Genomic DNA, 26949 nt, shown 5'->3' on the forward strand with positions numbered 1-26949 from the left:
GGCTCTGCCAGCCGGCGCCCCGCGAACGCGCGCCTGACTACGTCAATCCGCCTGCTTGCGCAGGAAAGCCGGAATGTCGAAGTGGTCCATCCCCGAGCTTTCCAGGGCGCGGACCTGGGCCGACGCCTGCGTGCGCGGATTGCGCATCACCGACGGCATGTCCAGGTTGCGGTAGTCGCCCTGTCCGGCGCCGTTGCCGGGCGCCATGCCGACCATGGGGAAGTCGTCGGTGCCGGTGCGCAGCGCCTCGGTACGGTTCTGCACCAGTTGCGGACGGCTGGAATTGCGACCCAGGCCAGTGGCGACCACGGTAACGCGCAGGCTGTCGCCCATGGACTCGTCGTAGGCCGTGCCGAAGATCACGGTGGCATCCTCGGAAGCGTAGCCGCGGATGGTTTCCATGATTTCGCGCGTTTCGCGCATCTTCAGCGTGCGGCTGGCGGTGATGTTCACCAGGACGCCGCGCGCGCCGTGCAGGTCGATGCCTTCCAGCAGCGGGCAGGCGATGGCGTGCTCGGCGGCGACGCGCGCACGGTCGGTGCCCGACGCGGTGGCCGTGCCCATCATGGCCTGGCCCTGCTCGCCCATGATGGTCTTGACGTCTTCGAAGTCGACGTTGACGTTGCCTTCCACATTGATGATTTCGGCGATGCCGGCGCAGGCGTTGTGCAGGATGTCGTCGGCCGACTTGAAGCAGTCTTCCTGCGTGGCGTCCTCATCCATCAGTTCGTACAGGTTTTCGTTCAGCACGACGATCAGCGAATGCACGTGCTTGGCCAGCTCATTGATGCCCTCTTCGGCCATCTTCATGCGCTTGTTGCCTTCGAACTGGAAAGGCTTGGTGACCACGCCCACGGTCAGGATGCCGAGCTCCTTGGCGACTTCCGCCACCACGGGGCCGGCGCCGGTGCCCGTGCCGCCGCCCATGCCGGCGGTGATGAACACCATGTGCGCGCCATTCAGCGCCGCGCGGATTTCCTCGCGCGCCGTTTCGGCGGACGCGCGGCCCTGCTCGGGCTTGGCACCCGCGCCCAGGCCGGTACGACCCAGGCGAATCTGCACGGGCGCGTTCGTAGCGGCCAGTGCCTGCGCATCGGTGTTCGCGCAGATGAAATCGACTCCGCTGACACCGTTGCGGATCATGTGCGCGACGGCATTGCCACCCGCGCCACCGACACCAACGACCTTGATCACGGTCCCTTTGGTGCTGTTCTCGAGCATTTCAAAGTTCATGATGCGACTCCCTCAAGTCTGATTGCAAATCACAAAAACAAAAACCCCAACTACCTTTTTTGTGAATCGCTTCAAAGCCGACGCCGACATTCGTTGTCCGCCACGGGTTTGAAGCGTCTCCGCCAGCGCGCCGTCCAACCGCTCGGCACGCCCCGGAATCGCCGGCAGCGCGATTCCTATTCAATTCATGAACCACTCCTTCATCCGCGCCAACAGGCTCTTGAAATTGCCTGTCTGCGCGGCTACCTTGCGTCCGCGCATGCGCTGCATGCGCGCCTCCTGCAATAGTCCCATGACCGTGGCGAAGCGCGGGTTGCGCATCACGTCGGCCAGGCTGCCTTCGTACTCCGGCACCGCCACGCGCACCGGTTTGAGAAAAACGTCCTCCGCAAGTTCCACCATGCCGGGCAATTGCGCGGACCCGCCGGTCAGGACCACGCCGGAAGCCAGCAGGTCCTCGTAGCCGGAGTCACGCACCACCTGCTGCACCAGCGTGAACAATTCTTCGATGCGCGGCTCGATAACGGCGCCCAGGGCCTGGCGCTTAACCAATCGCGGACCACGATCGCCAAGACCGGGCACCTCCACGGTTTCGTCGGGACTGGCCAGGACCTGCTTGGCCACGCCGTAGCGCAGTTTGATTTCCTCCGCGTCGGGGGTCGGCGTGCGCAGCATGGCGGCGATGTCGTTGGTGATCTGGTCGCCGGCGATGGGAATCACCGCCGTGTGGCGGATCGCGCCGCCGGTGAAGATCGCCACGTCGGTCGTTCCGCCGCCGATATCGACCAGCACCACGCCCAGTTCCTTTTCGTCCGTGGTCAGGCAGGCCAGGCTGGAAGCCAGCGGCTGCAGGATCAGGTCCTGCACTTCCAGGCCGCAGCGCCGCACGCATTTGACGATGTTCTGCGCGGCGCTGACCGCGCCCGTCACGATGTGCACGCGCACTTCCAGCCGCAGGCCGCTCATGCCGATGGGTTCGCGGATGTCTTCCTGGCCGTCGACGATGAACTCCTGCGTCAGCACGTGCAATACCTGCTGGTCCGTCGGGATATTCACCGCCTTGGCGGTTTCGATGACGCGCGCCACGTCGGTGGCGGTGACTTCCTTGTCCTTGACCGCCACCATGCCGCTGGAGTTGAAGCTGCGGATGTGGCTGCCGGCAATACCCGTATAGACGTCGCGGATCTTGCAGTCGGCCATCAGCTCGGCTTCCTCCAGCGCGCGCTGGATGGAGTTGACCGTGGTTTCTATATTCACGACCACGCCCTTGCGCATGCCTCGGGATTCATGCTGGCCCAGGCCCAGCACCTCGAATCGGCCTTCCGGCAGGATTTCGGCGACGACGGCCACCACCTTGCTGGTTCCGATATCGAGGGCGACGATTAAGTCCTTGATGTCACGGGTCATGGCGTTAGCGCTTTTTTGGATTGGATTTCGGTTTGGTTTTCGATTCGGCTTCCGGCGGCTGCGCCAGGGCCAGGGCAAAGCCGTTGGGATAGCGCAAATCCGCCTGCAATATGGCGCGGCCTTCCAGCTTCTGCGTCAGCGCGGGCCAGGCCTGCACGAAACGCTGGATACGCGCGGCGAAGGGCAACGCACCCGGCGGCCCATTCGGGTCCGGCGCGTCGGCGCCCGGATCCCGCCCAAGATCCAGTTTCAAGCCATTGGACAGGGTGACCCGCCACGCATAGCGCGGACTCAATTCCAGGTCGTGCACGCGCATGTCCAGCGGCGCGAACCAGCGGGCCAATTCCGCGTACCGCTGCACGACCAGGCTTTCGCTGCCTTCCGGACCATAGAAGTGCGGCAGCGCCGATTCGTCGTCCAACTCGCCCGTATTGGCGGTGAATGATTCCCCCCAGGTATTGATCATCTGGTTTTCGTTCCAGAGCGCCAGCGGCTGCTGTTCCTCGATCCTGACCCGCAGCACATTGGGCCAGATGCGGCGTATCGCCGCATGGCGCACCCAGGGCGCGGATTCGAACAGTTCGCGGGCCTGATCCAGGTCCATGGTAAAGAAATTGCCTTTCAGGCCGCCCGCGATCGCCGCCCGCATGCTGACCGGCGACACGTAATGCAGCTGAGAGCCCGGCGCGGCTTCCAGTTCGATGGCGGTCAGGTCGAAGTACGGCCGCTTGGCCAGCCACACCAGCCCCGCCCCCAGCATGGCGAGCACCGCCAGCACGGCAAGCGTGTTGGCGATCAGGTTGGTGGTGCGAGCGTCGTTCCACACGGATGATCCAGTCAGGTATTGCGGGCGGGGCTGCGCACTTTGCACGAAGCCTCGGACAGTATTGCCACACAGAGTTCGGGATAGGACATGCCCGCCGCCTGCGCCGCCTTCGGCACCAGCGAATGGCCGGTCATGCCCGGCGAGGTATTCATTTCAAGCAGCCAGACGCGCTGGTCGGCATCCAGCATCAGGTCGGCGCGGCCCCAGCCCTCGCATCCCAATGCCCGGTAGGCTTCCACGCTGACGCGCTGCACTTCGCGGGCGACCGCGTCCGGCAGATCGGCGGGGCAGAAGTACTGCGTATCGTCGGAGTAGTACTTATGCTCGAAGTCGTAGTTGCCGTCGGGGGCGACGATTTCGATGACCGGCAAGGCGCGCGCCTTCCGCCCGGCGCCCAGCAGCGCCACCGTCAGCTCGCGCCCGGTGATGAACTGCTCCGCCAGCACTTCGTCATCGAAGCGCGCCGCCTCGGCATAGGCGTCTTTCATGTCGGAATAGCCGCGCACCTTGGTGATGCCGACCGTGGAGCCTTCATGCGGCGGCTTGATGATCAGCGGCAGGCCCAGATCGTCCGGCACGCGGCGCAGGTCGGTATCCGCGTCCAGGATGGCGAAATCCGGCGTGGGCAGTCCGTGCTGCAGCCAGATCCGCTTGGTCATGATCTTGTCCATCGCGATGGCCGACGCCGCGGGACCGCTGCCGGTATAGGGTATGCCCAGCAGTTCCAGCGCGCCTTGCAGCGTGCCGTCTTCGCCGTAGCGGCCATGCAGGGCGATGAATACCCGATCGAAGCGGGCCGCTTCCAGGTCCGCGAAGCTTTGCGCGCCGGTGTCGAACAGATGCGCGTCCACGCCGACGCTGCACAGCGCCTCATGCACGCCCTTGCCCGACATCAGCGAAACCTCGCGTTCCGCCGAGCGGCCGCCATACAGCACGCCTACCCGGCCCAGGCCCCGGCCATCCGGCCCGGCCTGCGCGGCGGCGCGCGCGCGCTTCATGCTGGCTTCGCGCGCATTCGCGTCGAATTCATGTTGGCTCATTGCACCGTCCTCCTGTCGCCACGCTGCGTGGAAGCCGCACTGGCCAGTTCGCCGATCTGGGCCGGCACCTTGCTGATGGACCCGGCGCCCATGACGATCACCACGTCGCCGTCGCCCACGAAATCGACCGCGGCCTGCGGCAGCTCGGCGACGTCTTCGACGAAGAGCGGTTCCACCTTGCCGGCGACGCGCAGCGCGCGCGCCAGGGCACGGCCATCGGCGGCCACCAGGGGCGCTTCGCCGGCGGCGTAGACCTCGGTCAGCAACACGGCGTCGGCGGTGCCGAGAACGCGAACGAAGTCCTCGAAGCAGTCGCGCGTACGGGTATAGCGATGCGGCTGGAAGGCCAGAACGATGCGGCGATCCGGCCAGGCGCCGCGGGCCGCCGCCAGCGTCGCGGCCATCTCCACCGGATGGTGGCCGTAGTCGTCGATGACGGTGAACGTGCCGCCGCCCGGCCCGCTGACGGGAAAGTCGCCGACGTGCGTGAAGCGGCGATTGACGCCGTTGAAGGACTCCAGCGCGCTGCAGATGGCCTCGTCCGGAACGCCCAGCTCGGACGCCACGGCGATCGCGGCCAGCGCGTTGCGCACATTGTGCAGGCCCGGCAGATTCAAGCAGACCGACAACGGCGGCAACTCGATGTCGCGGTCGCGGCGCAGGACGTCGAAGCACATGCGCGTACCATCGGCGCGTACGTTCCGCCCCGCCACCTGCGCTTCGCCGTTCAGGCCGTAGGTAGTTACCGGACGCGAGATGAAAGGCATGATCTCGCGCACATTGGCATCGTCGCTGCACAGCACGGCGCTGCCGTAGAACGGCAGCTTCTGCGTGAACTCGATGAAGGCGCTCTTCAAGCGGGCGACGTCGTGGCCATAGGTGTCCATATGGTCGGCGTCGATATTGGTCACGATGGCCATGACCGGCAGCAGGTTGAGGAACGAGGCGTCCGATTCGTCGGCCTCGACCACGATGTACTCGCCCTGCCCCAGGCGCGCGTTGGCGCCGGCCGAGTTCAGCCGGCCGCCGATCACGAAAGTGGGATCGAGGCCGCCCGCGGCCAGCACGCTGGCCACCAGGCTGGTGGTGGTGGTCTTGCCATGCGTGCCGGCGATGGCGATACCGCGCTTCAGGCGCATCAGTTCGGCCAGCATGATGGCGCGCGGCACCACCGGGATGCGGCCGGCGCGCGCCGCGATGACCTCGGGGTTGTCGCCCGCCACCGCCGTCGACGTCACGATGGCGTCGGCGCCGGCGATATTCGCGGCGGAGTGCCCGATGACAATGGACATGCCCAGGCCGGACAGGCGCCGGGTGACGGCCGAGTCGTGCAGGTCGGAACCGCTGACGCGATAACCCAGATTCAGCAGCACTTCCGCGATGCCGCTCATTCCGGACCCGCCGATCCCGACGAAATGGATGTGTTGAATACGATGTTTCATGATGCCTGTTTCACTCCGCCGCCCACGCGTCGAAGCGCGGCGGCTTCGCAGGCGTCGGCAATGTGGCGGGCCGCATCCGGCATGGCGCGGCTGCGCGCACGGGCGGCGACGGCCTGAAGCTCGTCGCGGCCGCGCTGCGCCAGCCAGTCGGCCAGCCATTGCGGGGTCAATTCGTTCTGCTGGCGCAGCCAGGCCGCACCGGCATTGCTCAGGTAGCGCGCATTCGCGGTCTGGTGATCGTCAATGGCATGCGGGAAAGGCACGAACAGCGCGGCGGCGCCTGCCGCGGCGATCTCCGCCACAGTCATCGCGCCCGCGCGGCAGATCACCACGTCGGCGGCCGCCAGCGCGCCCGCCATGTCGTCGATGAAAGCGCGGCAATCGGCCTGCACGCCGGCCGCGGCATAGCCGGCGCGCAGCGCCTCGATATGCTGCTCGCCGGCTTGATGCGTGACGTGTGGGCGCGCCCCTTCGGGCAGCAGCGCCAGCGCCTGCGGCACGACCGTGTTCAAGGCCTGGGCGCCGAGGCTGCCGCCGACCACCAGCACGTTCAGCGCGCCGGTGCGGCCGGCATAGCGCTGTTCGGGCGCGGCGATGGCGCAGACTTCGCGGCGCACCGGGTTGCCGACCATCTCGCCGCGCGGCAGCACATCCGGGAAACCGGTCAATACGCGGCGCGCCAGGCGCGCCAGCGTGCGATTGGCGGTGCCGGCCACGGCGTTCTGCTCATGCACCACCAGCGGCACGCGGCGCAGCGCCGCGGCCAGTCCGCCCGGGAAAGCCACATAGCCGCCCATGCCGACCACGACGTCCGGCCGCGCGGCCGCCAGATGCCGCCATGCCTGGCGCGTGGCGGCGAACAGTCGCGCCGGCAATTGCAGCAGGGCCGTGATGCCGCGTCCACGCAGCCCCTGGAACCGCAGCTCCGCCATCTCTATGCCTTGCGCGGGCACCAGGCGCCCTTCCATCTTGTCCGGATTACCGAGCCAGAGCACGCGCCAGCCGCGCTCGCGCAGCACGGCCGCCAACGCCAGGCCGGGCATGATGTGCCCGCCCGTGCCACCGGCCATGATCACCGCGGTGCGCACCGGCCCATTCATACTCGGCCTCCTCGCATCATCGTGCGGTTTTCCAGGTCGACGCGAATCAGCATGGCCAGGGCGACCAGGTTCATGACGACGCCCGAGCCGCCATAGCTCATCAGCGGCAAGGTCAGGCCCTTGGTGGGCAGCAGGCCCAGGCACACGCCCATATTGATAAAGGCCTGCACGCCGAACCAGATCGCCACGCCCTGCGCCACCATCCCGGCGAAGGTACGTTCCATGGCGATGGCCTGGCGGCCGATTTCGAAGCCGCGCAGCACGATGATCGCGAACAGCGAAATCACCAGCATCACGCCGGCGAAACCCAGCTCTTCGCCCACCACCGCCATCAGGAAGTCGGTGTGGGCCTCCGGCAGATAATGCAGCTTCTCGACGCTGGCGCCCAAGCCGACGCCGAACCATTCGCCCCGCCCCAGCGCGATCAGGGAGTGAGAAAGCTGATAGGCGCTGCCATAGGCATTGTCCTGGTTCCACGGATCCAGGTAGGCGAACAGACGCGCGCGCCGCCAGGGCGACGCCCAGATCAGCAACAGGAAGGTACCCACCAGCACGCCCAGCAGGCTGCTGAAGTACTTGCCGTTGATCCCACCCAGGAACAGGATGCCGATGGCGATGGCCACGATGACCATGAAGGCGCCCAGATCCGGCTCCAGCAGCAGGAACATGCCGACGCCGCCCAGCGCGAAGGCCATGGGCAGAAAGCCGCGCGCGAAGTTCTGCATGTGCTCCTGCTTGCGGACCGTATAGTCGGCGGCATACAGCAGGGCCGCGACTTTCATCAGCTCGGATGGCTGGAAATTGATCGGCCCCAGCGGTATCCAGCGATGCGAGCCGTTGACTTCGCGGCCGATGCCGGGCACCAGCACGATCGCCAGCAGGAATAGCGCCAGGATGAACAGCGGCACGGCCAGGCGCTGCCAGACACGGATCGGAACGGTGATCGTGCAGGCAGCCGCCACCACGCCCACGCCGACGAAGGCCGCATGGCGAATCACGAAATAGTATTGCCCATAGGCGGCGTAACGCGGACCGTCGGCCAGCGCGATGGACGCCGAATACACCATGAGCAAACCCATCGACAACAGCGTGCCCGCCGCGATGACCAGCGGCATGTCGAAGCTGCGCATGCGCGTGCGCCCGGGGCGCACGGCATTGACGCTGCCGGTCAGGTCGGCGAACAGGCTCATGAGCGGCCCCCCCTGTCGTCGCAAGCGCGCATCAGAGCCGTCATGCCACTTCTCCCCGATCCAGCGCCAATTCCTGCGCTTCCTGCGCGAAGACCTGGCCGCGATGCACGTAGTTGCGGAACATGTCCATGCTGGCGCAGGCGGGCGACAGCAGCACGGCGTCGCCGGGTTGCGCCAGCGTCATGGCCTGACGCACCGCGTCGCGCATGTCGGCGGCCTGCACGCAGGCGACGCCGGTGGACTCCAGCGCCTTGCCGATCTCGGGCCCATCCTGGCCGATCAGCACCAGCGCGCGCGCATGGCGCGCGACGGGCGCGATCAGCGGCGAAAAATCCTGCCCCTTGCCCAGCCCGCCGGCGATCAGCACCACCGGTTGACCCAGGCCTTCCAGCGCCGCGACGGTGGCGCCGACGTTGGTGCCCTTGCTGTCGTTGATGAAGTCCACATCGCCGATGCGGCGCACGAACTCCACGCGGTTCGGCTCGCCGGCATACTCGCGCGCCGCGCGCAGCATCGGGCCCCAGCCGATATCCAGGGCGCGGCCCAGGGCCAGCGCGGCCAGCGTATTCGTCGCGTTGTGCATGCCGCGGATGCGCAACGCATCCACCGGCATCAGCCTGGACACCCGGCCCGCCGGGCGGGGCGACGGCGGCGCATCCTTCTTGCGCCGGGCCGGCGTAGGCGCGGGGATATCGAAATCGCTGGCTTCGCAGGCGGTCAGCCACGCCACGCCCTGGCCCAGCTCCAGTCCCATGTCCCCGACCAGCGTCGGCACGTCGCTGCCGAAGCTGCGCACGCGCTGATGATCCAGGCCTTCCACCATGCCCACCGTCAACGGATCGTCGCGATTGACGATGGCGATGCGCGCCATGGCAAGCAGGCGCGCCTTGGCCTGCGCATAGGCCTGCATATCGCCATGCCAGTCCAGGTGATCCTGGGTAACGTTCAATACGACGGCGGCATCGGCCGCCAGGGAGTGCGTGGTATGCAGCTGGAAGCTGGACAGCTCCAGCACCCAGGCCTGCGGCAAGTCGTTGTTGTCCAGCGCGTCCATCAGCGCGGTCAGCGCGGCCGGCCCGATGTTGCCGGCCGCGCGCGCCGTCAGGCCCGCGGCCTCGATCATGCTGCGCGTCAGCGCGGTGACCGTCGTTTTGCCATTGGTGCCCGTCACGGCCACCAGGCGGGGACGGTATTCGCGGTTTTCCGCCAGCGTGGTCAGCGCGCGAGCGAACAGTTCGATTTCGCCCACGACCTCGATGCCGCGCTTTTCCGCTTCGTCCAGCAGCGACCGCGCCGGCTCCTGGTTGGGGGCCAAGCCCGGACTGATCACGACCTGCGCGACGCCGTCCAGCAGCGCCGCGTCGAAACCGGCGGATCCCAGGCGATAGTCCGGCTGTTCGTCGGCGGCCATGCCATCGAAAACCGCACGCAGCGTGTCCAGGCCGCCCGGCTGCTCGCGCGTGTCGGCAATGCGCAGCCGCGCCCCATTGCGCGCGCACCAGCGTGCGGCGGCAATACCGGTTTCTCCCAGTCCCAGGACCAGGATGCAAGGCGTATCGGAGTCGGGGAAGTCCGTTGCGCTCATCGCAATTTCAATGTCGAAAGGCCAATCAAAACCAGCATCATGCTGATTATCCAGAAGCGCACGACGACCTGGGTTTCCTTCCAGCCGCCCACTTCGAAATGATGGTGCAGCGGGGCCATGCGGAAGATGCGCCGCCCCTCGCCGTATTTGCGCTTGGTGTATTTGAACCAGCTGACCTGCACCATGACCGATAGCGTTTCCACGACGAAGACGCCGCCCATGATGAACAGCACGATTTCCTGGCGCGCGATCACCGCCACCGTTCCCAGCGCCCCGCCCAGCGCCAGCGCGCCGACGTCGCCCATGAAGACCTGCGCGGGATAGGCGTTGAACCAGAGAAAGGCCAGGCCCGCCCCCGCCAGCGCGGCGCATAGCACCAGCAATTCCGCCGCCCCGGGCACGTAGGGAAACAACAAATACTTGGAATAGTCGGCGCGGCCGATCACATAGGCGAAAATGCCCAGGGCGCCGCCGACCATGACCGTGGGCATGATGGCCAGGCCGTCCAGGCCGTCGGTCAGGTTGACCGCATTGCTGGTACCCACGATCACGAACCAGGTCAGCGCGACGAAGCCCAGCACGCCCAGCGGATAGCTGACGGTCTTGAAGAACGGCACGATCAGGTCGGCACGGGTCGGCAAGGGCATGGTGAAGCCGCTCATCACCCAATTGCGAAACAACGGCCACAGCTCCGTGTTGGCGGGCGCCGATACGGCGAACGCCAGGTAGACCGCGGCGACCAGGCCGATCAGGGCCTGCCAGAAGAACTTCTGCCGCGCCGGCATGCCTTCCGGATTGCGGTGCACGACCTTGCGATAGTCGTCCATCCAGCCGATCAGGCCGAAGCCGAAGGTGACCAGCAGCACGACCCAGACGAAACGATTGCTCCAATCCGCCCACAGCAAGGTGCTGATGCCTATCGCGATCAGGATCAAGGCGCCGCCCATGGTGGGCGTGCCGGTCTTGACCAGATGCGTTTGCGGGCCATAGGAACGGACGGCCTGGCCGATCTTGAGCTCGGTCAGTTTACGGATCACACGCGGGCCGAAGAACAGGCCGATGAGCAACGCGGTCGCGCAGGCGAATACCGCGCGCAGCGTGATGTACTCAAAGACCCCGAAGGTGCGGATATCGTCGGAAAGCCAGCGGGCGATCTCAAGCAGCATGCTGTTCTCCCTGCCCCAGGGGCGCATGTCCATCCGTACTCAAAAACGCCTTCACTACCCGCTCCATGCGCATAAAGCGCGAACCCTTTACCAATACGGCGCGCGCGGCCGTGCCGCGCAGCGCCGTCACAATTTCTTCCACACTTTCGCAGGACCTTGCCGTGGGTCCGAAAGCCGTCGCGGCATCGCCCGCGGCTTTCCCCAGCGTGAGGAGCAGATCGATGCCGCGATCGCGCGCGTACTCGCCTACCTCGCGATGCATCGCCGGTCCGTTGGCGCCGACTTCACCCATGTCACCCAATACCAGGACACGGGGTGCCGGCAACCGCGCCAGCACGTCGATGGCCGCTCTGACGGAGTCCGGATTCGCATTGTAGGTGTCATCGACCAGCAGCGTTCCGTCACTCAATTGATGCCGCTGCATGCGCCCGGATACGGCGCTGAAACCCGCCAGCGCCCTGCACACCGAGGCCAGTGGCGCGCCTGCCGCAAGCGCGCATGCCGTCGCCGCCAACGCGTTGCGCAGATTGTGCATGCCGGGGACGGGCAGCTCCAGCATCGCTATGCCAGCAGGTGTGACCAATTGGCACCGGGTGCCCAGCGCGTCGGCCTGTATCTGCTCGGCGTAGACATCCAACCCCGCCTGCAGGCCGAAGCGCAGGATGCGCGGCGTGGCACTCAAGCCGTCCCAGGTCGAGGTATGCGCGTCATCGCCGGGGTACACCGCATAACCGTCGCGGGGCAACGCGGCCAGCACGGCGCCGTTTTCTTCGGCGACGGCCTGCACCGTATGCATGAACTCCTGATGCTCACGTTGCGCGTTGTTCACCAACCCCACCGTGGGCGCGGCCATGTCCGCCAGCAGCGCGATTTCGCCCGGATGATTCATGCCCAGTTCGAACACCGCGGCGTGATGATGCGGACGCAGCCTCAGCAGCATCAGGGGCACGCCGATGTCGTTATTGAAATTGCCCGCGCTTGCGAGGCGCTGCTCGGCGCCCAGCCAGTCCGCCAGGATGGCCGAGATCATCTCTTTGGTGGTGGTCTTGCCGTTGCTGCCCGTCACCGCGATCACCGGAATCGCGAAACGCGCGCGCCATGCCGCACCCATGCGTCCCAGCGCCAGGCGCGTGTCGCCCAGCACCAGCTGCGGCATACGGACGCCATCGACCCGGCGCGCGACGACGGCGGCCACGGCGCCCTGATCCTGCGCCTGCGCCAGATAATCGTGGCCGTCGAAACGTTCGCCGGCCAGCGCCAGGAACAGCTGGCCGGGACCGATGGTGCGCGTATCGGTGGAGACCGCGGACACGCCCGGCAGCAGCAGGGCCAAGCGCGCCCATTCCCGGTCATCGAACGGCAGTTTGACGCCGGCGATCTCCTGGTAGGTTTCGTGCCCCTTGCCCGCGAGCAGCACGATGTCCTCCAGCCGCGCGGCCCAGATGGTTTCCATGATCGCCTTGGCGCGGTCGGCTTCCACGGTAACCGCGGCCTCATCGGCGATGCCCGCGCGGATCTGCGCCAGGATGGCGGCCGGATCTTCGCTGCGCGGATTGTCGCTGCTCAGCACGACATGATCGGCGCCCTGTGCGGCGATCGCACCCATGACGGGACGCTTGCCCGCATCGCGGTCTCCGCCGCAGCCGAACAGGCACAGCAGCCTGCCGCCACGCGCCCGCGCGACTGGCCGCAAGGCAGCCAGCGCGCGCTCCAGCGCGTCCGGCGTATGCGAATAATCCACGACCACCATGGGTCCGCCGGCCGCGGCCGCGGCCCCCGGCAAATCGATGGGCGTGACGACTTCCATGCGGCCGTCCACCGGCGCGGCGGCCGCCAGCTCGCGCGCGATGTCGGCCAGGCTCCAGCCCAGCGCCAGTAGTACGCCGGCGACCAGCAGCAGATTCGAAACGTTGTGCCGGCCCAGCAAGGCAGTCATGATCTGGGCCTCGCCCTGGGTCGTGGCCAGTGTGAAGATCTGCCCCTGCCCCGTCACCGACAGGTCGCGCGCATGCAAGTCCGCCGGGGACTGCAGCCCGTACGTCAGCACGCGTTCGGCATCCAGCGACGCGATCAGCCGCCGGCCGGCCTCGTCATCGGCATTGACGACCGCCCTGGCCAGCCCCGGCCATGCGAACAGGCGCGCCTTTGCCGCCTCGTACGCGGCCATGGTGCCGTGGTAATCCAGATGGTCGCGGCTCAGGTTGGTGAACGCGGCGATGTCGATGCGCAGGCCATCCATGCGGCCTTGCTCGATGCCGATGGACGACGCTTCCATCGCCACGATCTGCGCGCCCGCCTGCCGCATCCGCGCCAGCAGGCGGTGCAGCGCCAGCACATCGGGCGTCGTCAGGCTGCCCGGCAGCACCTGGCCGTCCGGCAGCGTGGCGCCCAGCGTACCGATCGCGCCGCAGGGCTTGCCCGCGTGCGTCAAGGCATGGGCCAGCCATTGCACGCACGACGTCTTGCCATTGGTGCCCGTGACCGCGATAACGGCCAGGGCCGCGGAGGGCCGGCCATACCAGATGTCGGCCAGTTCGCCCAGCATGCCGCGCAGGCCGTCGACCACGCGCAGCGGCACGCCGGCCGCAACGGCTTCCGGCAATGGCGTGCGCTGGCCCTCGACCAGGATGGCGGCCGCGCCTCGCGCGATCGCCTGCTCTATATATAGACTGCCGTCGCTGGCGCGGCCTTTGCAGGCGACGAATACATCGCCGGCGGCGACCTCACGCGAATCCAGCCGCAGATCCGCCCCGGCCGCGGCGTGTGCGCGCAACCATGCTACGACGCCGTCCGCATCGGACGGCGTCGTGACGGGCGTATCCAGAGTCGTCGCGTTCATCTCATCCGCTCCTGCAAGCCCGCCACGACCGTGGACTCGAAGGGAGCGTCCGGTTGAACATTCATCAGCCGCAGGGCGCCGCCGACGATGGTCGAAAAGACCGGCGCCGCCACCGCGCCACCATAGTAGCCACCGGTCTGCGGCTCGTCGATGGTGACCGCCACGACGATGCGCGGATCGGAGACCGGCGCGAAGCCGACGAAAGAGCTGCGATACCGGCTGGTGCTGTACTTGCCGTCGACAATCTTGCGCGCCGTACCGCTCTTGCCGGCCACGCGATAACCCTGCACTTGAGCAAGCTTGGCGCCGTCCGGACCGGCGGCGGCCTCCAGGAAGCCACGGATCATCGCGGCCACCTTGGGCGGATAGACCTTGACGCTGGTCGGTTCGCTATCGCGCTTGACCAGGGTCAGCGACACCATATCGCCGTCGCGCGCGAACACGGTATAGGCGCGCGCCATCTGCAGCAGGGACACCGACAGGCCGTAGCCGTACGCCATGGTGGCCTTTTCGATCAGGCGCCAGCGGTCCCAGGGCCGCAGGCGGCCCGGCGCCGCGCCGGGAAAGCCCAGCTGGGGCGCCTGCCCCAGGCCGAGCTCGGTGAAGCGATCCCACATCTCGCGGGCTTCCAGCTTCTCCGAAATCAGGGTCATGCCGATATTGCTGGAGCGGCGCAGCACATCGGCCACATTGATCGTGCCGTTGCGGCTGACGTCGCTGATCGTCGAGCCCTGGTAGCGGAAATGGCCGTTGCCGGTGTCGAACATGGTCGACGTGGTGATACGGCCCAGGTCCAGGGCCAGCGCGGCCGTGAACGGCTTCATGATCGAGCCCGGCTCGAACGTATCGGTGATGGCCTGGTTGCGCAGCGCGTCCGAATCGAGCTTGCTGCGATCGCCCGGATCGTAGGTGGGCAGGCTGGCCATGCTCAGGATTTCACCGGTGCGCGAGTCCAGGACGACCGCCGCCGCGCCGCGCGCATGGTGCAGCGCGATCGCATCGCTGAGCGCCTTGAACACCAGATACTGCACGCGCGTGTCGATGGACAGGCGCAGGTCCTTGCCATTGACGGGCTCCGTCACCGCCTGCACGTCTTCAATCACGCGACCCAGGCGATCCTTGATGACGCGGCGCGTGCCGGGACGGCCGGACAGCTGCTTGTTGAACGCCAGCTCGACGCCTTCCTGCCCCTGGTCCTCGACGTTCGTGAAACCCACCACGTGGGCCATGACCTCGCCTTCCGGGTAATAGCGGCGCGTTTCCGGCTGCTGATGGATGCCGGGCACGCCAAGCTGCTTGATCTTGTCGGCGATATCCATCGGCACCTGGCGCTTCAGGTACACGAAGTTCTTATCTTCGTCGGCCAGGCGTTTGTTGAGATCGGCGACCGGCATGTCGAGCAGCTTGCCCAGGGCGGCCAGTTGCTGGGGCGGCGCTCCCCGCGCGTCGTCCGGGATGGCCCAGATGGCGCGCGCCGGAACGCTGGAAGCCAGCACGACATTATTGCGGTCCAGGATCTTGCCGCGCGTCGCGGCCAGGGTCAGCGTACGTTCGTAGCGCCGTTCGCCCTGTTGCTGGAGGAATTCCGTGGTGATGCCCTGCAGGAACAGCGCGCGCGCGGCCAGCGTGCCGAAGCCCACGAAAAGCAGGATCAGGACCAGGCGCGAACGCCAGGCCGGCAACTGGCCGCGCAGCACGGGGCTATTGAAGAACGGCAGCCGCTTCATTGCGTGCCCCCGGTAACCGGGGCCTGATTGAGATAGATCGTCCGGTCGGGCACGATGGGGATCATTTTGAGGTCATCGCGGGCGGCGCGGTCGACGCGGGCATTGCGCGCCAGTTCGGCGCGGTCCAGCTGCAGGCGCCGCCAGTCGTTGTCGAGGTCGCGAGCCTGGGCCTGCGACCGGTCGAAGTCGATAAACAGCTGGCGCGCCTGATAGCGACTGGTCACCAGCGAAATGGCGCAGGACATCAGCACGGCGGCCAGGAGCAGGCTAAGGCGGCCCATCAGCGCTTCCCCTTGCCGGCGCGGCGCGCGCGCGCTGCCGCCAGCGGCTCGGCACCGACGAAAGCGGCGCCACCGCCCGCGGGCAGCGGCACGTCGGTACGTTCGGCCACACGCAGGATGGCCGAACGGGAACGGGCATTGGCCGCCACTTCGTCGGGCTCGGCCAGCACTCGGCCCAGCGAACGCAGCAGCGGTTGCGGCATTTCGCTCTCGCGCAGCGGCAGGCGCGAATGCGCCGCGCCCGGCCTGGCGGCCGCCGCGATGAACTGCTTGACCATGCGGTCTTCGAGCGAGTGAAAACTGATCACCGCCAACCTCCCCATCGGCGCGAGCAGATCTAGAGTTGACGCGAGGGCGCGTGAGAGTTCTTCGAGTTCCCTATTGAGGTAAATCCGTAGAGCCTGAAAGGTGCGCGTGGCCGGATGCTGCCCCTTTTCGCGCGTGCGGACGGCGCCTGCGACGAGCTCGGCAAGCTCGAGCGTGGTGCGCAGCGGCCCTGTTGCGCGGCGAGCTGCAATCGTTTTTGCAATCTGAAAAGCAAACCGTTCTTCGCCATATTCCGCAATGACCTCCCGCAATTCATCCACACTGGCCTCGGCCAGCCACTCGGCGGCCGTGGGGCCGCGCGTCGTATCCATGCGCATATCCAGCGGGCCTTCGCGCATGAAAGAAAACCCCCGCCCGGCGTCATCGATCTGAGGTGACGACACCCCCAGATCCAGCATGACGCCGTCCACCATTCCCACTCCCAGATCGGCCAGCGCTTCGCGCATGGTGGCGAAGCCGCCATGCACGACCGCTACGCGAGGATCGGCGGCGGCCAATTGCCGCGCCACCGCGATCGCGTTGGGATCCTTGTCGAACACCACCAGCCGGGCCTTGGACGACAGGCGGGCCAGCAATGCGCCGGAATGCCCGCCACGCCCGAACGTGCCATCGACATAGACGCCGTCCCGGCGGCGCTGCGCCTCGCCCGCATCCGCCTGGCCGCGGCCGGCGGTCTTGCGGCTGCCGAAATCCGGCAACAACAACGCGTCCACCGTCGGCGCCAGCAGCACGGGCCGATGCTCGAATTCCATGTCGGTTTCAGAACGAAAACTGATTCAGCACTTCCGGCATCCCCTGAGCCAGATCCTCCGCCTCGCGGCGGGCCAGGGAAGCGGCATCCCACAGCTCGAAGTGCGCGCCCATGCCGAGCAACATCACTTCGCGCGTCATACCTGCGGCATTGCGCAGTTCGGGGGCGATCAGAATGCGGCCGGACCCATCCAGCTCGACATCCTGGGCATTACCCAGCAGCAGCCGCTGCAATGCCCGGGCGGACATGGGGAGCGCGGCAATGACTTCACGCTTCTTTTCCCATTCCTGGCGCGGGTAGAGCAACAGGCAACCGTCCGGGTGGCGGGTCAGCGTGAGCCGGCCCTCCGCCTGAGCGACCAGGGCGTCACGATGCCGGGTCGGAATCGAGATCCTCCCCTTTGCATCCAGCGTGAGCGCGCTGCTTCCCTGGAACACCCATCCCTCCCACTTAATTGCACAAAAACCTACTTTTTCCCACTCTACGGGAAGGGAAACCAGCGGTCAAGCAACCGGACACATTTTTTTCAATCACAACAAGGACTTAGGCGTCACCGTTGAAAAGCCAAAATAAAAACCCCCTGATAAATCAGGGGGTTGCAAAATGATCTAAAAGTCCTACCTGAGCCTGCCGAAAAAGAAGAACTTTCGTATGGCGCTAGTCTTACGTAGAAGAGGCAAGACGGGTCTATAGGCCGGATTCTGTACGCCGGGAGGTCCCGGCGGGCAATCATTCCTCTGGCCCGGCCATTACTGGCCGGATCTAGCCATCTACCCGCATGCTCGGACGAGCCGCCCTTTCCGGTCCGTGGACCGTGCGCATGCCTATTTGATGTTGCTCCCGGTAGAGGTTGCCGCGTTTCACCCTGCGACGCCGCGCCCGTTGCCGGACGCGCGACACGGAAGTAGCCGTGCCTGTGCGCGGTGATACCGCGCCCGCTTCGCAGACTCGTCTCTGTGGCCCTGTTCCTCGGGTACGCGCCGGTTGCCCGCCGCGCGCCCGGACGGCCGTTAGCCGCTACCGCGCCCTGTGGAGTCCGGACCTTCCTCGATGCTTGCGCACCGCGATTGCCCGACCCGTCTTGCAAACGCCATTTTAGCCTGACGCGGAAACGGGGCCGGCATGCGTATCAGGTCAGGCTCACATCCAGCACCTCGCTCAGGTCACCCTGGTCCACGCCGGTGTTCTGCTTGAGGGCGTTGCGGCGGGTGGTGATGCCGGGCAGTTCAGGCAGCGACCAGCGGCGCGTAATGAAACGCAGGATGGATGTCGTGTCCAGCATCGTGTGGTCGACGTAGCCCTTGCGCACCGTCGGACCGGCGATGATGGTGGGCACGCGCGAACCCGGGCCGAAGCGGTCGCCCTTGGGCGGCGCGATATGGTCCCACAGCCCGCCGTTTTCGTCGTACGTCACGATGACGAGCATATGGCCCCACTGCGGGCTCTTTTCCAGTTCCGCAATGATGTTGGCGATGGCCTGGTCGCCGCGCAGCACGTCGGCGTAGCCGTTGTGCTCGTTCAGATTGCCGACCGGCTTGTAGAACGACACGGGCGGCAGCTTGCCCGCCCGGATGTCGGCGATGAAGTTTTCGCCATTGACACCCGCATCCTTCAAGTGCTCCGCGCGCTGCGCCACGCCATCCGGCGTGGTCGGATCGAAACGCTTGAAGTAATTGAAGGGCTGGTGGTGGAACTGGAAGTTCACGAAAGGTTGGCCATTGGACTGCAAGGCCGTACCGGTATAGTCGGAACCCACCCAGCCCGCCGGATTGGTCGAACGCGCGGTCTGGAAAGCCCAGCCGCCGCCGTACCAGGCCCACTCGACGCCCTTCTGGCTGAGCAGATCGCCGATGTTCTGCTGGGTCTGCGGCGGCAAGGTGGTGGCGTTGGCGGGATCGGCCAGCAGCCCGGCCGTAACGCCCTGGGCATTGGCCACCGGCTTGTTGCCGCTGGGCTGGTACGGCGGCTGCATGGTGTTGATGCCGAAGCCGTCCGGCGTAATGGTGGCGCTGCTGGTCACGAAGATCGACGTAGCCGGACCGCTCAATGCCGAATCCGCGCCTTGCGCGGCTGGGTTCACCGCCAGGTGCGAGCCCTGCGGACCGTCGGAAAGCGTAGCGACCTTGCTCTTGTTGTTGTCGGTGATGGGAACGAGCGGCGGCGTGGCGGCGATCAGATACTGATGGTTCAGGAACGAACCGCCAAAGGCGCCCATGAAGAAATGGTCGGCCATTGCGTACTTCTGCGCGACCTTCCACAAGGGCAGCGTATTGGCATTGCCCGTAAAGTGGCCCATCACCAGTCCGCCGGCGCTATCGGCCCAGGCGACGAACTGGTCGTTCTTGCCGCCGTCGATCTGCATCTGGTTCTGATAGAAGTTGTGCCACAGATCGGCGTTGACCGCCTTCAGGTCGACGCCGGGATAGGTCTCGTTGATGGAGAACGGCTTGTTCGCCATCCCCTGGGTTTGCGACGTGGTGACTACCGGCACGCTGGGATCGAACTGCGCCTTGGCATTGGTCAGCCCGGCCCACACCGGCGGCAGCGCGGCCAGCACGGTCTTGCCGTCGCGGTCCACCTGCGGCGGATAGCTGGCGGTGGCCAGGGGGCTGTCCACGCCGGGGAAATCGCTGTACAGGTTGTCGAAGCTGCGGTTTTCCGCATAAATGACCACGACGTTCTGAATGTTGTTGACGGCCGCGTCATTCGCGCGCGCGACGACGTCAAGCGAAGAATCGCCGTCCCCGCCACAGGCGGCCAGCGAACCCAGGACTGCTATCGCGGCCAGCGGCCGTAGCGATGAAACGCACATCGTGCGGAGTGTCGGCTTCATACCAGGCATGTTCCTCTTGAGTAATGGCATGAGAAAAACGCCGCCATGGTCGGCCACCAACATGTGAACTTCGTGAAGCTCCACTGACCGTGAACTGAACGCGCCGGCTGTCATTCAGCGCGCGTTAAGCGCGGCTTCCATGAACGGAAATATTGCGCTGCTAGGCTCACCGCACTTCGCTTCCTATCTCGCAGCCCATGTTCCGAGCACGCACCGCCGCGACGCATCGCGCACGTTTCGCCATCCTCATCGTGCCGGCGTTGCTGGCGATCAGCGCCCTATGGGGATATACCGCGGCGCACGCGGCGAATGACACGCCGGTTGCGGAGGGCGCCCGTGACGGCGGCGCCGCGCAATCCGGCAATGGGCAGACGTTCTACCCGCCACCTCCCGTGACCTTCGACCGCGCGTATGCGAAGCAAAGGGCGGCTGATCTCGCCGCCCTGGGCCAGACGCTATTCATGGATCCACGTCTATCCGCATCGGGACGGCAGTCCTGCGCCAGTTGCCATAGCCCGCAGAACCATTTCGGTCCGCCGGATGGCATGTCGGTGCAGCCGGGCGGGTCCGCCATGACCCGCACCGGCGTGCGTGCCGTGCCGTCCTTGATGTACCTGCAACAGGTACCGCCCTTCAACGAGCACTTCGTCGACAGCGAGGAAGAAGGCGACAACAGCACGGATGCCGGCCCCACCGGCGGCCTCACCTGGGACGGCCGCGTCAATCGCGCCGACGCGCAAGCGCGCATACCGCTGCTCGATCCGCGCGAAATGGGGAACAAGGATCCCGCCGCCGTCGTCGCGCGCGTGCGGTCCGCGCCTTATGCGGATACGGTCCGCCGCCTGTACGGCAGCCAGGTCTTCGACGATACCGATAAGGCCTTCGCGGCGATCGCGCAGGCCCTGGCCTATTACCAGGACACGCCGTCGCTGTTCTTCCCCTACAGCAGCAAGTACGACGCGGTAGCCATGGGCCGCGCCGCCTTCACCGACCAGGAAGCCCGCGGCCTGCGCCTATTCTCGGCGGAGGACAAAGGCAACTGCGCAAGCTGCCACCGCTTCAGCGTGCCAGGCACGCTGCCCATATTCAACGACTACGGCCACATCGCGCTTGGCGTGCCGCGCAATCCCGCCATTGCCGACAACGGCAACCCTGCCTATTTCGATCTCGGCCTGTGCGGCCCCTATCGCACGGACCTGGCCGATCATCCCGATTATTGCGGCCTGTTCCGCTCCCCGACGCTGCGCAACGTCGCCACGCGCAAGGTGTTCTTCCACAACGGCGTGTTCCATCAGCTGCGCGAGGTGGTGGAGTTCTACGCCACCCGCGACGTGCAGCCCGAACGCTGGTACCCGCGCCGCGCCGACGGCACGGTGGAGAAATTCAATGATCTGCCGGCGCAGTACCACGAGAACGTCAATATGGATCCGCCCTTTGGCGGCAAGCCGGGCGACAAACCCGCGCTGACGCCGCAGGAGATCGACGATGTCGTCGCCTTCCTGGGCACCTTGACCGACGGCTACTTCGATCCGCGCGCCGCGCTGGGGGCGGACAAGGCACGGCCGGGGCACTGAGCGTGCCGCGATAAATCCCCTCGGCCGCCTGGGCGGGGGTGCAGCGCCCCGACAAAAGCAAGGTCTGCCGCGCAGGACCGGCAGCACAGCGGCCTTCCTGCGACAATAGCGGTCTTCAGACGTTTTTCCTACCGCTCCATGGCTCCTGCCACTCTTATTACCTTCACCGGCGTCCAGCTCGCCTTCGGTCACCATCCCCTGCTGGACGGCGCCGACTTTTCCATTCTGGCCGGGGAACGTATCGGCCTGATCGGCCGCAATGGCGCCGGCAAGTCATCCATGCTCAGGCTGCTGGACGGACGCAGCGACCCTGATGACGGCGACATCACGCGGGCGGCGGGACTGAAGGTGGCAACGGTCGAGCAGGAGCCCGTCCTCGACGAAAACGTCACCATCTTCGAAACGGTGTGCGGCCCCCTCGATGACAACGAAGACTGGCAACGGCCCGCGCGTGTTCGAGCTCTGCTGGAACGGCTGCGCCTGCCGGGCGACACCCTGGTCGCCGGCTTGTCCGGCGGCACGCGCAAGCGCGTCGCCCTGGCCCGCGCGCTGGCGGACGAACCCGATCTGCTGTTGCTGGACGAACCGACCAACCATCTGGACTTCGACGGCATCGCGTGGCTGGAGCAGGTCCTGACCGATTGGAAAGGCAGCGCGGTGATCATCACGCACGATCGCCGTTTCCTGGACAACATCGCCACCCGTATCGTCGAACTCGACCGCGGCCGGCTGCTCAGCTTTCCAGGCAATTTCTCGCAATGGCAGGAACGGAAGGCCCAGTGGCTGGAATCCGAACGCCTGGAACAGGCACGCTTCGACAAGCTGCTGGCTCAGGAAGAGGTCTGGATACGCAAGGGTGTGGAAGCCCGGCGTACCCGCAACGAAGGCCGCGTGCGCCGGCTGGAGCGCCTGCGCGTGGAACGTGCCGAGCGCCGCGAAAGACAGGGCAACGTCAACCTGGCGATCGCGGAGGGACAACGCTCCGGCAAGCTGGTCGCGGAGCTGCAGCATGTCCGCAAGGCCTACGGCGACCGCGTCGTGGTCGACGATTATTCCACCACGATTCTGCGCGGCGATCGTATCGGCATCATCGGTGCCAACGGCGCCGGCAAGACCACCTTGCTGCGCATCATCCTGGGCCAGCTGGCTCCGGACTCAGGCACCGTGCGCATGGGGACCAACGTAGCGGTCGCCTACTTCGATCAGATGCGCGCGCAGCTCAATGAAACCGACACCCTGGCCGACGTCATCAGCCCGGGCAGCGAATGGGTGGAGATAGGTGGCGCGCGCAAGCACGTGATGAGCTATCTGGGGGATTTCCTGTTCTCGCCGGCGCGCGCGGGTTCGCCGGTCAGCAGCCTGTCCGGCGGCGAACGCGCCCGCCTGTTGCTGGCCCGCCTGTTCGCCCGGCCCGCCAATGTGCTGGTGCTGGACGAGCCCACCAATGACCTGGACATCGAAACGCTGGAGCTGCTGGAATCGCTGCTGCAGGAATATACGGGCACCGTGCTGCTGGTCAGCCACGACCGCGAATTCCTCAATAACGTCGTGACGCAGACCATCGCCAACGATGGCGCGGGGAAATGGAAAGACTATGTGGGCGGCTACGACGACTGGCTGGCACAGCGGCCCGCCCCCGCGCCGGGCTCCGCCGATGGCGCGAACGGCACGGCGGCCGCGGCGGACCAAGGTGATAAATCAGAGCCGGCCGATAAGCCGGGCAGCCAGGGCAAAACGAAGACCGCCCGGGTCAGCCGCCTGAGCACCTGGGAAACCAAGGAACTGGAAACCCTGCCCGACGCCATTGCCGCAATCGAAGCCGATCAAGCGGCGCTGTCCGCGCGACTGGCGGACGGCTCGCTGTATCGCGACGCGCCGGATGAAGTCGAGCGCATCAACCAGCAGCTCGCCGAGCTGGAACGCGCCCTCGAAGAAAAGTTCAACCGCTGGGAGCAACTGGAGGCACGCCGCGCCGCGGCGTCCTGAGCGCTCAGCCCTGCACCCGCCAGGCGAGCGATTCCCCGGCCGCCAGAGGCACCAGCGTGTCGGCGCCATAAGGCACTTCGTCCGGGATCACATACTCCTGGCGCTTGAGCGTCAAGGTTGTCGTGTTGCGCGGCAAGCCATAGAAGTCCGGCCCGTAATGGCTGGCGAAGGCCTCCAGCTTGTCCAGCGCGCCCGCCAGTTCGAAGGCCTTGGCGTAAAGCGCCATGGCGTGCAGCGCCGTGTAGCACCCGGCGCAGCCGCAGGCGTGTTCCTTCAACCCGCGGGCATGCGGCGCGCTGTCCGTGCCCAGGAAGAAACGCTTGCTGCCGCTGGTAGCGGCGGCCACCAGCGCCTGCCGATGCACTTCGCGCTTCAGGATCGGCAGGCAATACATATGCGGCCGCATGCCGCCCTGGAACAGGGAATTGCGGTTGTACAGCAGATGCTGCGGCGTAATCGTCGCGGCCACGGGCCCTTCGGCGTCCCGCACATATTCCGCTCCATCCTTGGTCGTGATGTGCTCGAAGACGACTTTCAAGGCGGGATAGGCGGCGCGCAGGGGCAGCATGACGCGCTCGATGAACAAGGCCTCGCGATCGAACACATCGACCTGCGGATCCGTGACCTCGCCATGCACCAGCAAGGGCATGCCGCACTTCTCCAAGGCGTCCAGCGCCGGCCGGCACTTGCCCAACAGATCGGTCACGCCCGCATCCGAGTTGGTGGTGGCGCCCGCGGGATAAAGCTTGACCGCGTACACGCTGCCCGACTCGCTGGCGCGGCGGATTTCGTCGGCGGACGTATTGTCGGTCAGGTACAGCGTCATCAAGGGTGTGAACGAGCCATGGGGCACGCCTGCCCGGGACATCGCCGATTCGATACGGGCGCGATAGGCGAGCGCCTGTTCCGTCGTCGTGACCGGCGGCCTCAGGTTCGGCATGATGATGGCGCGCGCGAACTGCCGCGCGGTATCGCCGACCACCGCCGCCAGGGCATCGCCGTCGCGCAGGTGCAGGTGCCAGTCATCCGGACGCGTGATGACCATGGTATCGAAAGACTGTGTGGACATGAAATTCCCAAGAAAGATGTTGGCGCGCCCACGGCCCCACGCCATGACGCGATAAGAGTGGCGGCGCCTATTCCGATAGAGGCATGCCGCGCTCGGCCAGCGCGCAGAACATGGCCGCGCCGAGCGGGATGACGGCATCGTTGAAATCGAAATGGCTGTTATGCAAGGTGCAGCCCGAGTCCGCGCCGCCCTGCCCCAAGCGAAAGTACGCGCCAGGCCGGGCTTGCAGCATAAAGGAGAAATCCTCCGACCCCATGGAAGGCACCAGATCGCGGACGACGTTTTCCTTGCCGATCAGTTCGGTGGCGATGTCGGCCACCAGATTGGCATGCTGGGGAGTATTCAAGGTCGCGGGGTAGATCCGTTCGTATTTGACCTCGGCCGTCGCGCCGAACGCCCCGGCGATCGATGTCGCCAGTTCGGTCATGCGCTTCTCGACCAGTTCCTGCACGGTTTTGCGGAACGTGCGCACCGTGCCGACCATCCGCGCCTCGCGTGGAATCACGCTCATGGCGCCAGGGTGGCCGGCCTGCACGGAGCCCACCGACAAGACCGCCGAATCGAGCGGATTGATATTGCGCGCCACGACGCTTTGCAAGGCGGTGATCAGATGGCCCGCGACCACGACGGGATCGATGGTCTGGTACGGATGCGCGCCATGACCGCCGCGCCCGTTGATGACAATCTCGAAGCGATCCGCGGCAGCCATCATGGGACCGGGGTTGATGCCTACCGTGCCGGGCGGCAATGCGGGCCAGTTGTGCAAGGCATAGACGGCGTCGCACGGAAAGGTATCGAATAGGCCGTCTTCCATCATGGCCTTGGCGCCGCCGCGCCCTTCTTCCGCCGGTTGGAAGATAAGCACCGCACTGCCGTCGAAGTTGCGCGTCTGCGCCAGATAGCGCGCGGCGCCCAGCAGCACGGTGGTATGGCCATCATGGCCGCAACCATGCATCAGGCCGGGCTTGGTCGACTTGTGGCCGAACGCGTTGTCTTCCGTCATCGGCAGCGCGTCCATATCGGCGCGCAAGCCGATCATGCGCCCGCTATCCGTACCACGTCCACGGATCACGCCAACGACACCGGTTTTGCCGATTCCACGATGCACCTCGATGCCCAAGGCTTCCAGCGCGCCGGCCACGATGCCCGATGTTCGCACTTCTTCAAACCCCAACTCGGGGTGGGCATGCAGGTCGCGTCGCAATGCCGTTAGTTCATCATGGAATAGACGTATCGATTCGAGCGGTGAACGCGGATACATAGTCCGTCACGGATTACAAAGTTGCGGAGTTTAGTGCGTCATTTTAGTTGCTACAGACAATAAATGCCTTTGTCTTTAGGGCGCAGACACGTTATGCTCCGGCCGCAGGATCAATTTTCCAACACTCAGAGAAGGAGAGCCGCATTATGGCCACACCCTCCAAAACCGCGTCCGCCCGCAAGCCGAATGCAGCTTTCATGAAGCCGCTCACCCCGAGCGCGGATCTGGCTGCGGTCATCGGTCCCGAGGCGGTGCCGCGCACCGAGGTCACGAAAAAGATCTGGGAATACATCAAGAAGCACAACCTGCAAGATGCCAACAATAAGCGCAACATCAACGCAGATGACAAGCTGCGTCCGTTGTTTGGCAAAGATCAGGTTTCGATGTTCGAGTTGACCAAGCTGGTCAACGCGCATCTCAAGTAAGGTCCTCTTCCCGCTGGGCCACATCGGACCATGCTGCTTTGTCAGCGGGTTCTACTTGCGGACCCCGGCATACGATAAGCGCCGCGACGCGTTTCGTATCAGCAGGCGCCGTGCCAGGGAATATGCGCAACGACATCATCAGCGTAGCGCGAAGACCGCCCGGGACCGGATAAAAAACGGCTGGCATTGCCAGCCGTTTTCATTTGGGGCGGCGATGGTGTCCCGCCGCCATGCATGCGCATGCGCCCACGAGCGCATGCGCTCATGTGCCTTCATGCATATGCCGTCGGCGCGCGACCTTCCATCAGTGCAAGCCAGCCCTTGATCAGGCGGTAAAGCACCCAGATCACCGTGGCCGCGACACCTATCCAGCCGATGAAAATCAACGTCGCGATGGCGCTGATGGCGAGCCACAGCAGCGCCCACCAGAACGTACGCAGCAGCCAATCGAAGTGCGACGCGTAATAGGTGCCGGCCGCGTCGGCGCGCTTGATATAAACGAGCACCACAGCTGCTAGTGTGGCGATGGCGAGAAAACCGCCGGTCACGAAACCCAAGGCATACAAGCCATAAGCGACATGCGTGATGGTGCGCAGGTCGGGGCTGTTGCTGGTCACAGGGATCTGGGGCTCACTCACGATAACCGCTCCTTCTGGTTGATCGGATTATGTTACCGCACAACATCCAAGGGTTCGGCGGCACCGTTGTGCCGGGACGTTGAACGTTGTTATTTGCGGACGCCCGAGCCAGGTAGCACCGGGCACCCAAACCGTCGATGCAAAAGCAAAACCCCGCTGCATGGGCAGCGGGGTTTTGGGGATAAGAGCCTGACGATGACCTACTTTCACAGACGTCCGTCCACTATCATCGGCGCGAAGGCGTTTCAC

Annotated in this window: 21 protein-coding genes and 1 other RNA gene; 3 read left to right on the plus strand and 19 right to left on the minus strand. The window is 65.9% G+C overall.

From position 1 onward, the window contains the following. Positions 1 to 42 precede the first annotated feature (42 nt). The 16 genes from ftsZ to acpA form a co-directional block, all read right to left on the minus strand. The gene (gene ftsZ / locus ACNA0R_RS24890; RefSeq protein WP_415828774.1) at positions 43 to 1236 is read right to left on the minus strand and encodes a cell division protein FtsZ; all 1194 of its coding nucleotides are present in this window, start codon (positions 1234 to 1236) and stop codon (positions 43 to 45) included. Between the two features lie 177 nt (positions 1237 to 1413). Further along, entirely contained in the window at positions 1414 to 2640 is a 1227-nt protein-coding gene (ftsA, locus tag ACNA0R_RS24895; protein ID WP_066654970.1) for a cell division protein FtsA, read from the minus strand. Between the two features lie 4 nt (positions 2641 to 2644). Then, positions 2645 to 3466 carry a cell division protein FtsQ/DivIB gene (locus tag ACNA0R_RS24900; RefSeq protein ID WP_415828752.1) on the minus strand — a complete coding sequence of 274 codons (822 nt, stop codon included), beginning with the start codon at positions 3464 to 3466 and terminating at the stop codon, positions 2645 to 2647. A gap of 11 nt (positions 3467 to 3477) precedes the next feature. After that, positions 3478 to 4464, minus strand: a complete 987-nt coding sequence (locus tag ACNA0R_RS24905) for a D-alanine--D-alanine ligase (RefSeq protein WP_415828775.1) — start codon at positions 4462 to 4464, stop codon at positions 3478 to 3480. A 38-nt stretch (positions 4465 to 4502) separates the two neighbouring features. Continuing rightward, positions 4503 to 5948 (minus strand): UDP-N-acetylmuramate--L-alanine ligase, encoded by a 1446-nt coding sequence (murC, locus tag ACNA0R_RS24910; protein ID WP_415828753.1) that lies wholly within the window; start codon positions 5946 to 5948, stop codon positions 4503 to 4505. Then, a complete protein-coding gene (gene murG / locus ACNA0R_RS24915; RefSeq protein ID WP_415828754.1) occupies positions 5945 to 7048 on the minus strand; it encodes an undecaprenyldiphospho-muramoylpentapeptide beta-N-acetylglucosaminyltransferase in 1104 nt (367 codons plus the stop codon). Before murG ends, murC begins: the two co-directional genes overlap by 4 nt. Further along, positions 7045 to 8238, minus strand: a complete 1194-nt coding sequence (gene ftsW, locus ACNA0R_RS24920) for a putative lipid II flippase FtsW (RefSeq protein ID WP_415828755.1) — start codon at positions 8236 to 8238, stop codon at positions 7045 to 7047. Before ftsW ends, murG begins: the two co-directional genes overlap by 4 nt. A gap of 40 nt (positions 8239 to 8278) precedes the next feature. Then, positions 8279 to 9823: a UDP-N-acetylmuramoyl-L-alanine--D-glutamate ligase gene (murD, locus tag ACNA0R_RS24925; protein WP_415828756.1), complete on the minus strand. Its 1545-nt coding sequence runs from the start codon at positions 9821 to 9823 to the stop codon at positions 8279 to 8281. Beyond that, a complete protein-coding gene (gene mraY / locus ACNA0R_RS24930) occupies positions 9820 to 10989 on the minus strand; it encodes a phospho-N-acetylmuramoyl-pentapeptide-transferase (RefSeq protein WP_415828757.1) in 1170 nt (389 codons plus the stop codon). Before mraY ends, murD begins: the two co-directional genes overlap by 4 nt. Next, the gene (murF, locus tag ACNA0R_RS24935; RefSeq protein WP_415828758.1) at positions 10979 to 13828 is read right to left on the minus strand and encodes a bifunctional UDP-N-acetylmuramoyl-L-alanyl-D-glutamate--2,6-diaminopimelate ligase MurE/UDP-N-acetylmuramoyl-tripeptide--D-alanyl-D-alanine ligase MurF; all 2850 of its coding nucleotides are present in this window, start codon (positions 13826 to 13828) and stop codon (positions 10979 to 10981) included. The genes mraY and murF overlap by 11 nt, the downstream gene beginning before the upstream one ends. Then, complete coding sequence (locus ACNA0R_RS24940) at positions 13825 to 15555, minus strand: peptidoglycan D,D-transpeptidase FtsI family protein (protein ID WP_415828759.1); 1731 nt, start codon at positions 15553 to 15555, stop codon at positions 13825 to 13827. Before ACNA0R_RS24940 ends, murF begins: the two co-directional genes overlap by 4 nt. Further along, positions 15552 to 15836, minus strand: coding sequence for a cell division protein FtsL (ftsL, locus tag ACNA0R_RS24945; RefSeq protein WP_415828760.1), 285 nt, complete (start codon positions 15834 to 15836; stop codon positions 15552 to 15554). The genes ACNA0R_RS24940 and ftsL overlap by 4 nt, the downstream gene beginning before the upstream one ends. After that, positions 15836 to 16915, minus strand: coding sequence for a 16S rRNA (cytosine(1402)-N(4))-methyltransferase RsmH (gene rsmH / locus ACNA0R_RS24950; RefSeq protein ID WP_415828761.1), 1080 nt, complete (start codon positions 16913 to 16915; stop codon positions 15836 to 15838). The genes ftsL and rsmH overlap by 1 nt, the downstream gene beginning before the upstream one ends. A gap of 7 nt (positions 16916 to 16922) precedes the next feature. Continuing rightward, positions 16923 to 17351 (minus strand): division/cell wall cluster transcriptional repressor MraZ, encoded by a 429-nt coding sequence (mraZ, locus tag ACNA0R_RS24955; RefSeq protein ID WP_066639927.1) that lies wholly within the window; start codon positions 17349 to 17351, stop codon positions 16923 to 16925. A 237-nt stretch (positions 17352 to 17588) separates the two neighbouring features. Then, an RNA gene (gene rnpB / locus ACNA0R_RS24960) (RNase P RNA component class A) lies at positions 17589 to 17997 on the minus strand. A gap of 46 nt (positions 17998 to 18043) precedes the next feature. Further along, positions 18044 to 19747, minus strand: coding sequence for an acid phosphatase (acpA, locus tag ACNA0R_RS24965; RefSeq protein ID WP_415828762.1), 1704 nt, complete (start codon positions 19745 to 19747; stop codon positions 18044 to 18046). 197 nt (positions 19748 to 19944) lie between these two features. Between acpA and ACNA0R_RS24970 the strand changes: the two genes are divergently transcribed. Both ACNA0R_RS24970 and ACNA0R_RS24975 read left to right on the plus strand, forming a co-directional pair. Next, positions 19945 to 21321, plus strand: coding sequence for a cytochrome-c peroxidase (locus ACNA0R_RS24970; protein WP_415828763.1), 1377 nt, complete (start codon positions 19945 to 19947; stop codon positions 21319 to 21321). A 138-nt stretch (positions 21322 to 21459) separates the two neighbouring features. Next, a complete protein-coding gene (locus tag ACNA0R_RS24975) occupies positions 21460 to 23307 on the plus strand; it encodes an ATP-binding cassette domain-containing protein (RefSeq protein WP_415828764.1) in 1848 nt (615 codons plus the stop codon). A 4-nt stretch (positions 23308 to 23311) separates the two neighbouring features. On the opposite strand, the gene pyrC is transcribed toward ACNA0R_RS24975, so the two are convergent. Both pyrC and ACNA0R_RS24985 read right to left on the minus strand, forming a co-directional pair. Then, entirely contained in the window at positions 23312 to 24376 is a 1065-nt protein-coding gene (gene pyrC, locus ACNA0R_RS24980; RefSeq protein ID WP_415828765.1) for a dihydroorotase, read from the minus strand. A gap of 67 nt (positions 24377 to 24443) precedes the next feature. After that, the gene (locus tag ACNA0R_RS24985) at positions 24444 to 25637 is read right to left on the minus strand and encodes a M20 aminoacylase family protein (RefSeq protein WP_415828766.1); all 1194 of its coding nucleotides are present in this window, start codon (positions 25635 to 25637) and stop codon (positions 24444 to 24446) included. A 146-nt stretch (positions 25638 to 25783) separates the two neighbouring features. On the opposite strand from ACNA0R_RS24985, the gene ACNA0R_RS24990 reads away from it, so the two are divergent. Continuing rightward, complete coding sequence (locus ACNA0R_RS24990; protein ID WP_066354569.1) at positions 25784 to 26062, plus strand: SWIB/MDM2 domain-containing protein; 279 nt, start codon at positions 25784 to 25786, stop codon at positions 26060 to 26062. Positions 26063 to 26334: 272 nt separating this feature from the next. Here ACNA0R_RS24990 and ACNA0R_RS24995 read toward each other — a convergent pair whose 3' ends face one another. After that, entirely contained in the window at positions 26335 to 26700 is a 366-nt protein-coding gene (locus tag ACNA0R_RS24995; RefSeq protein ID WP_415828767.1) for a DUF4870 family protein, read from the minus strand. Positions 26701 to 26949: the final 249 nt, after the last annotated feature.

It is taken from the genome of Bordetella sputigena (genome assembly GCF_965137885.1).
Taxonomy (GTDB): Bacteria; Pseudomonadota; Gammaproteobacteria; order Burkholderiales; family Burkholderiaceae_B; genus Bordetella_C; species Bordetella_C sputigena.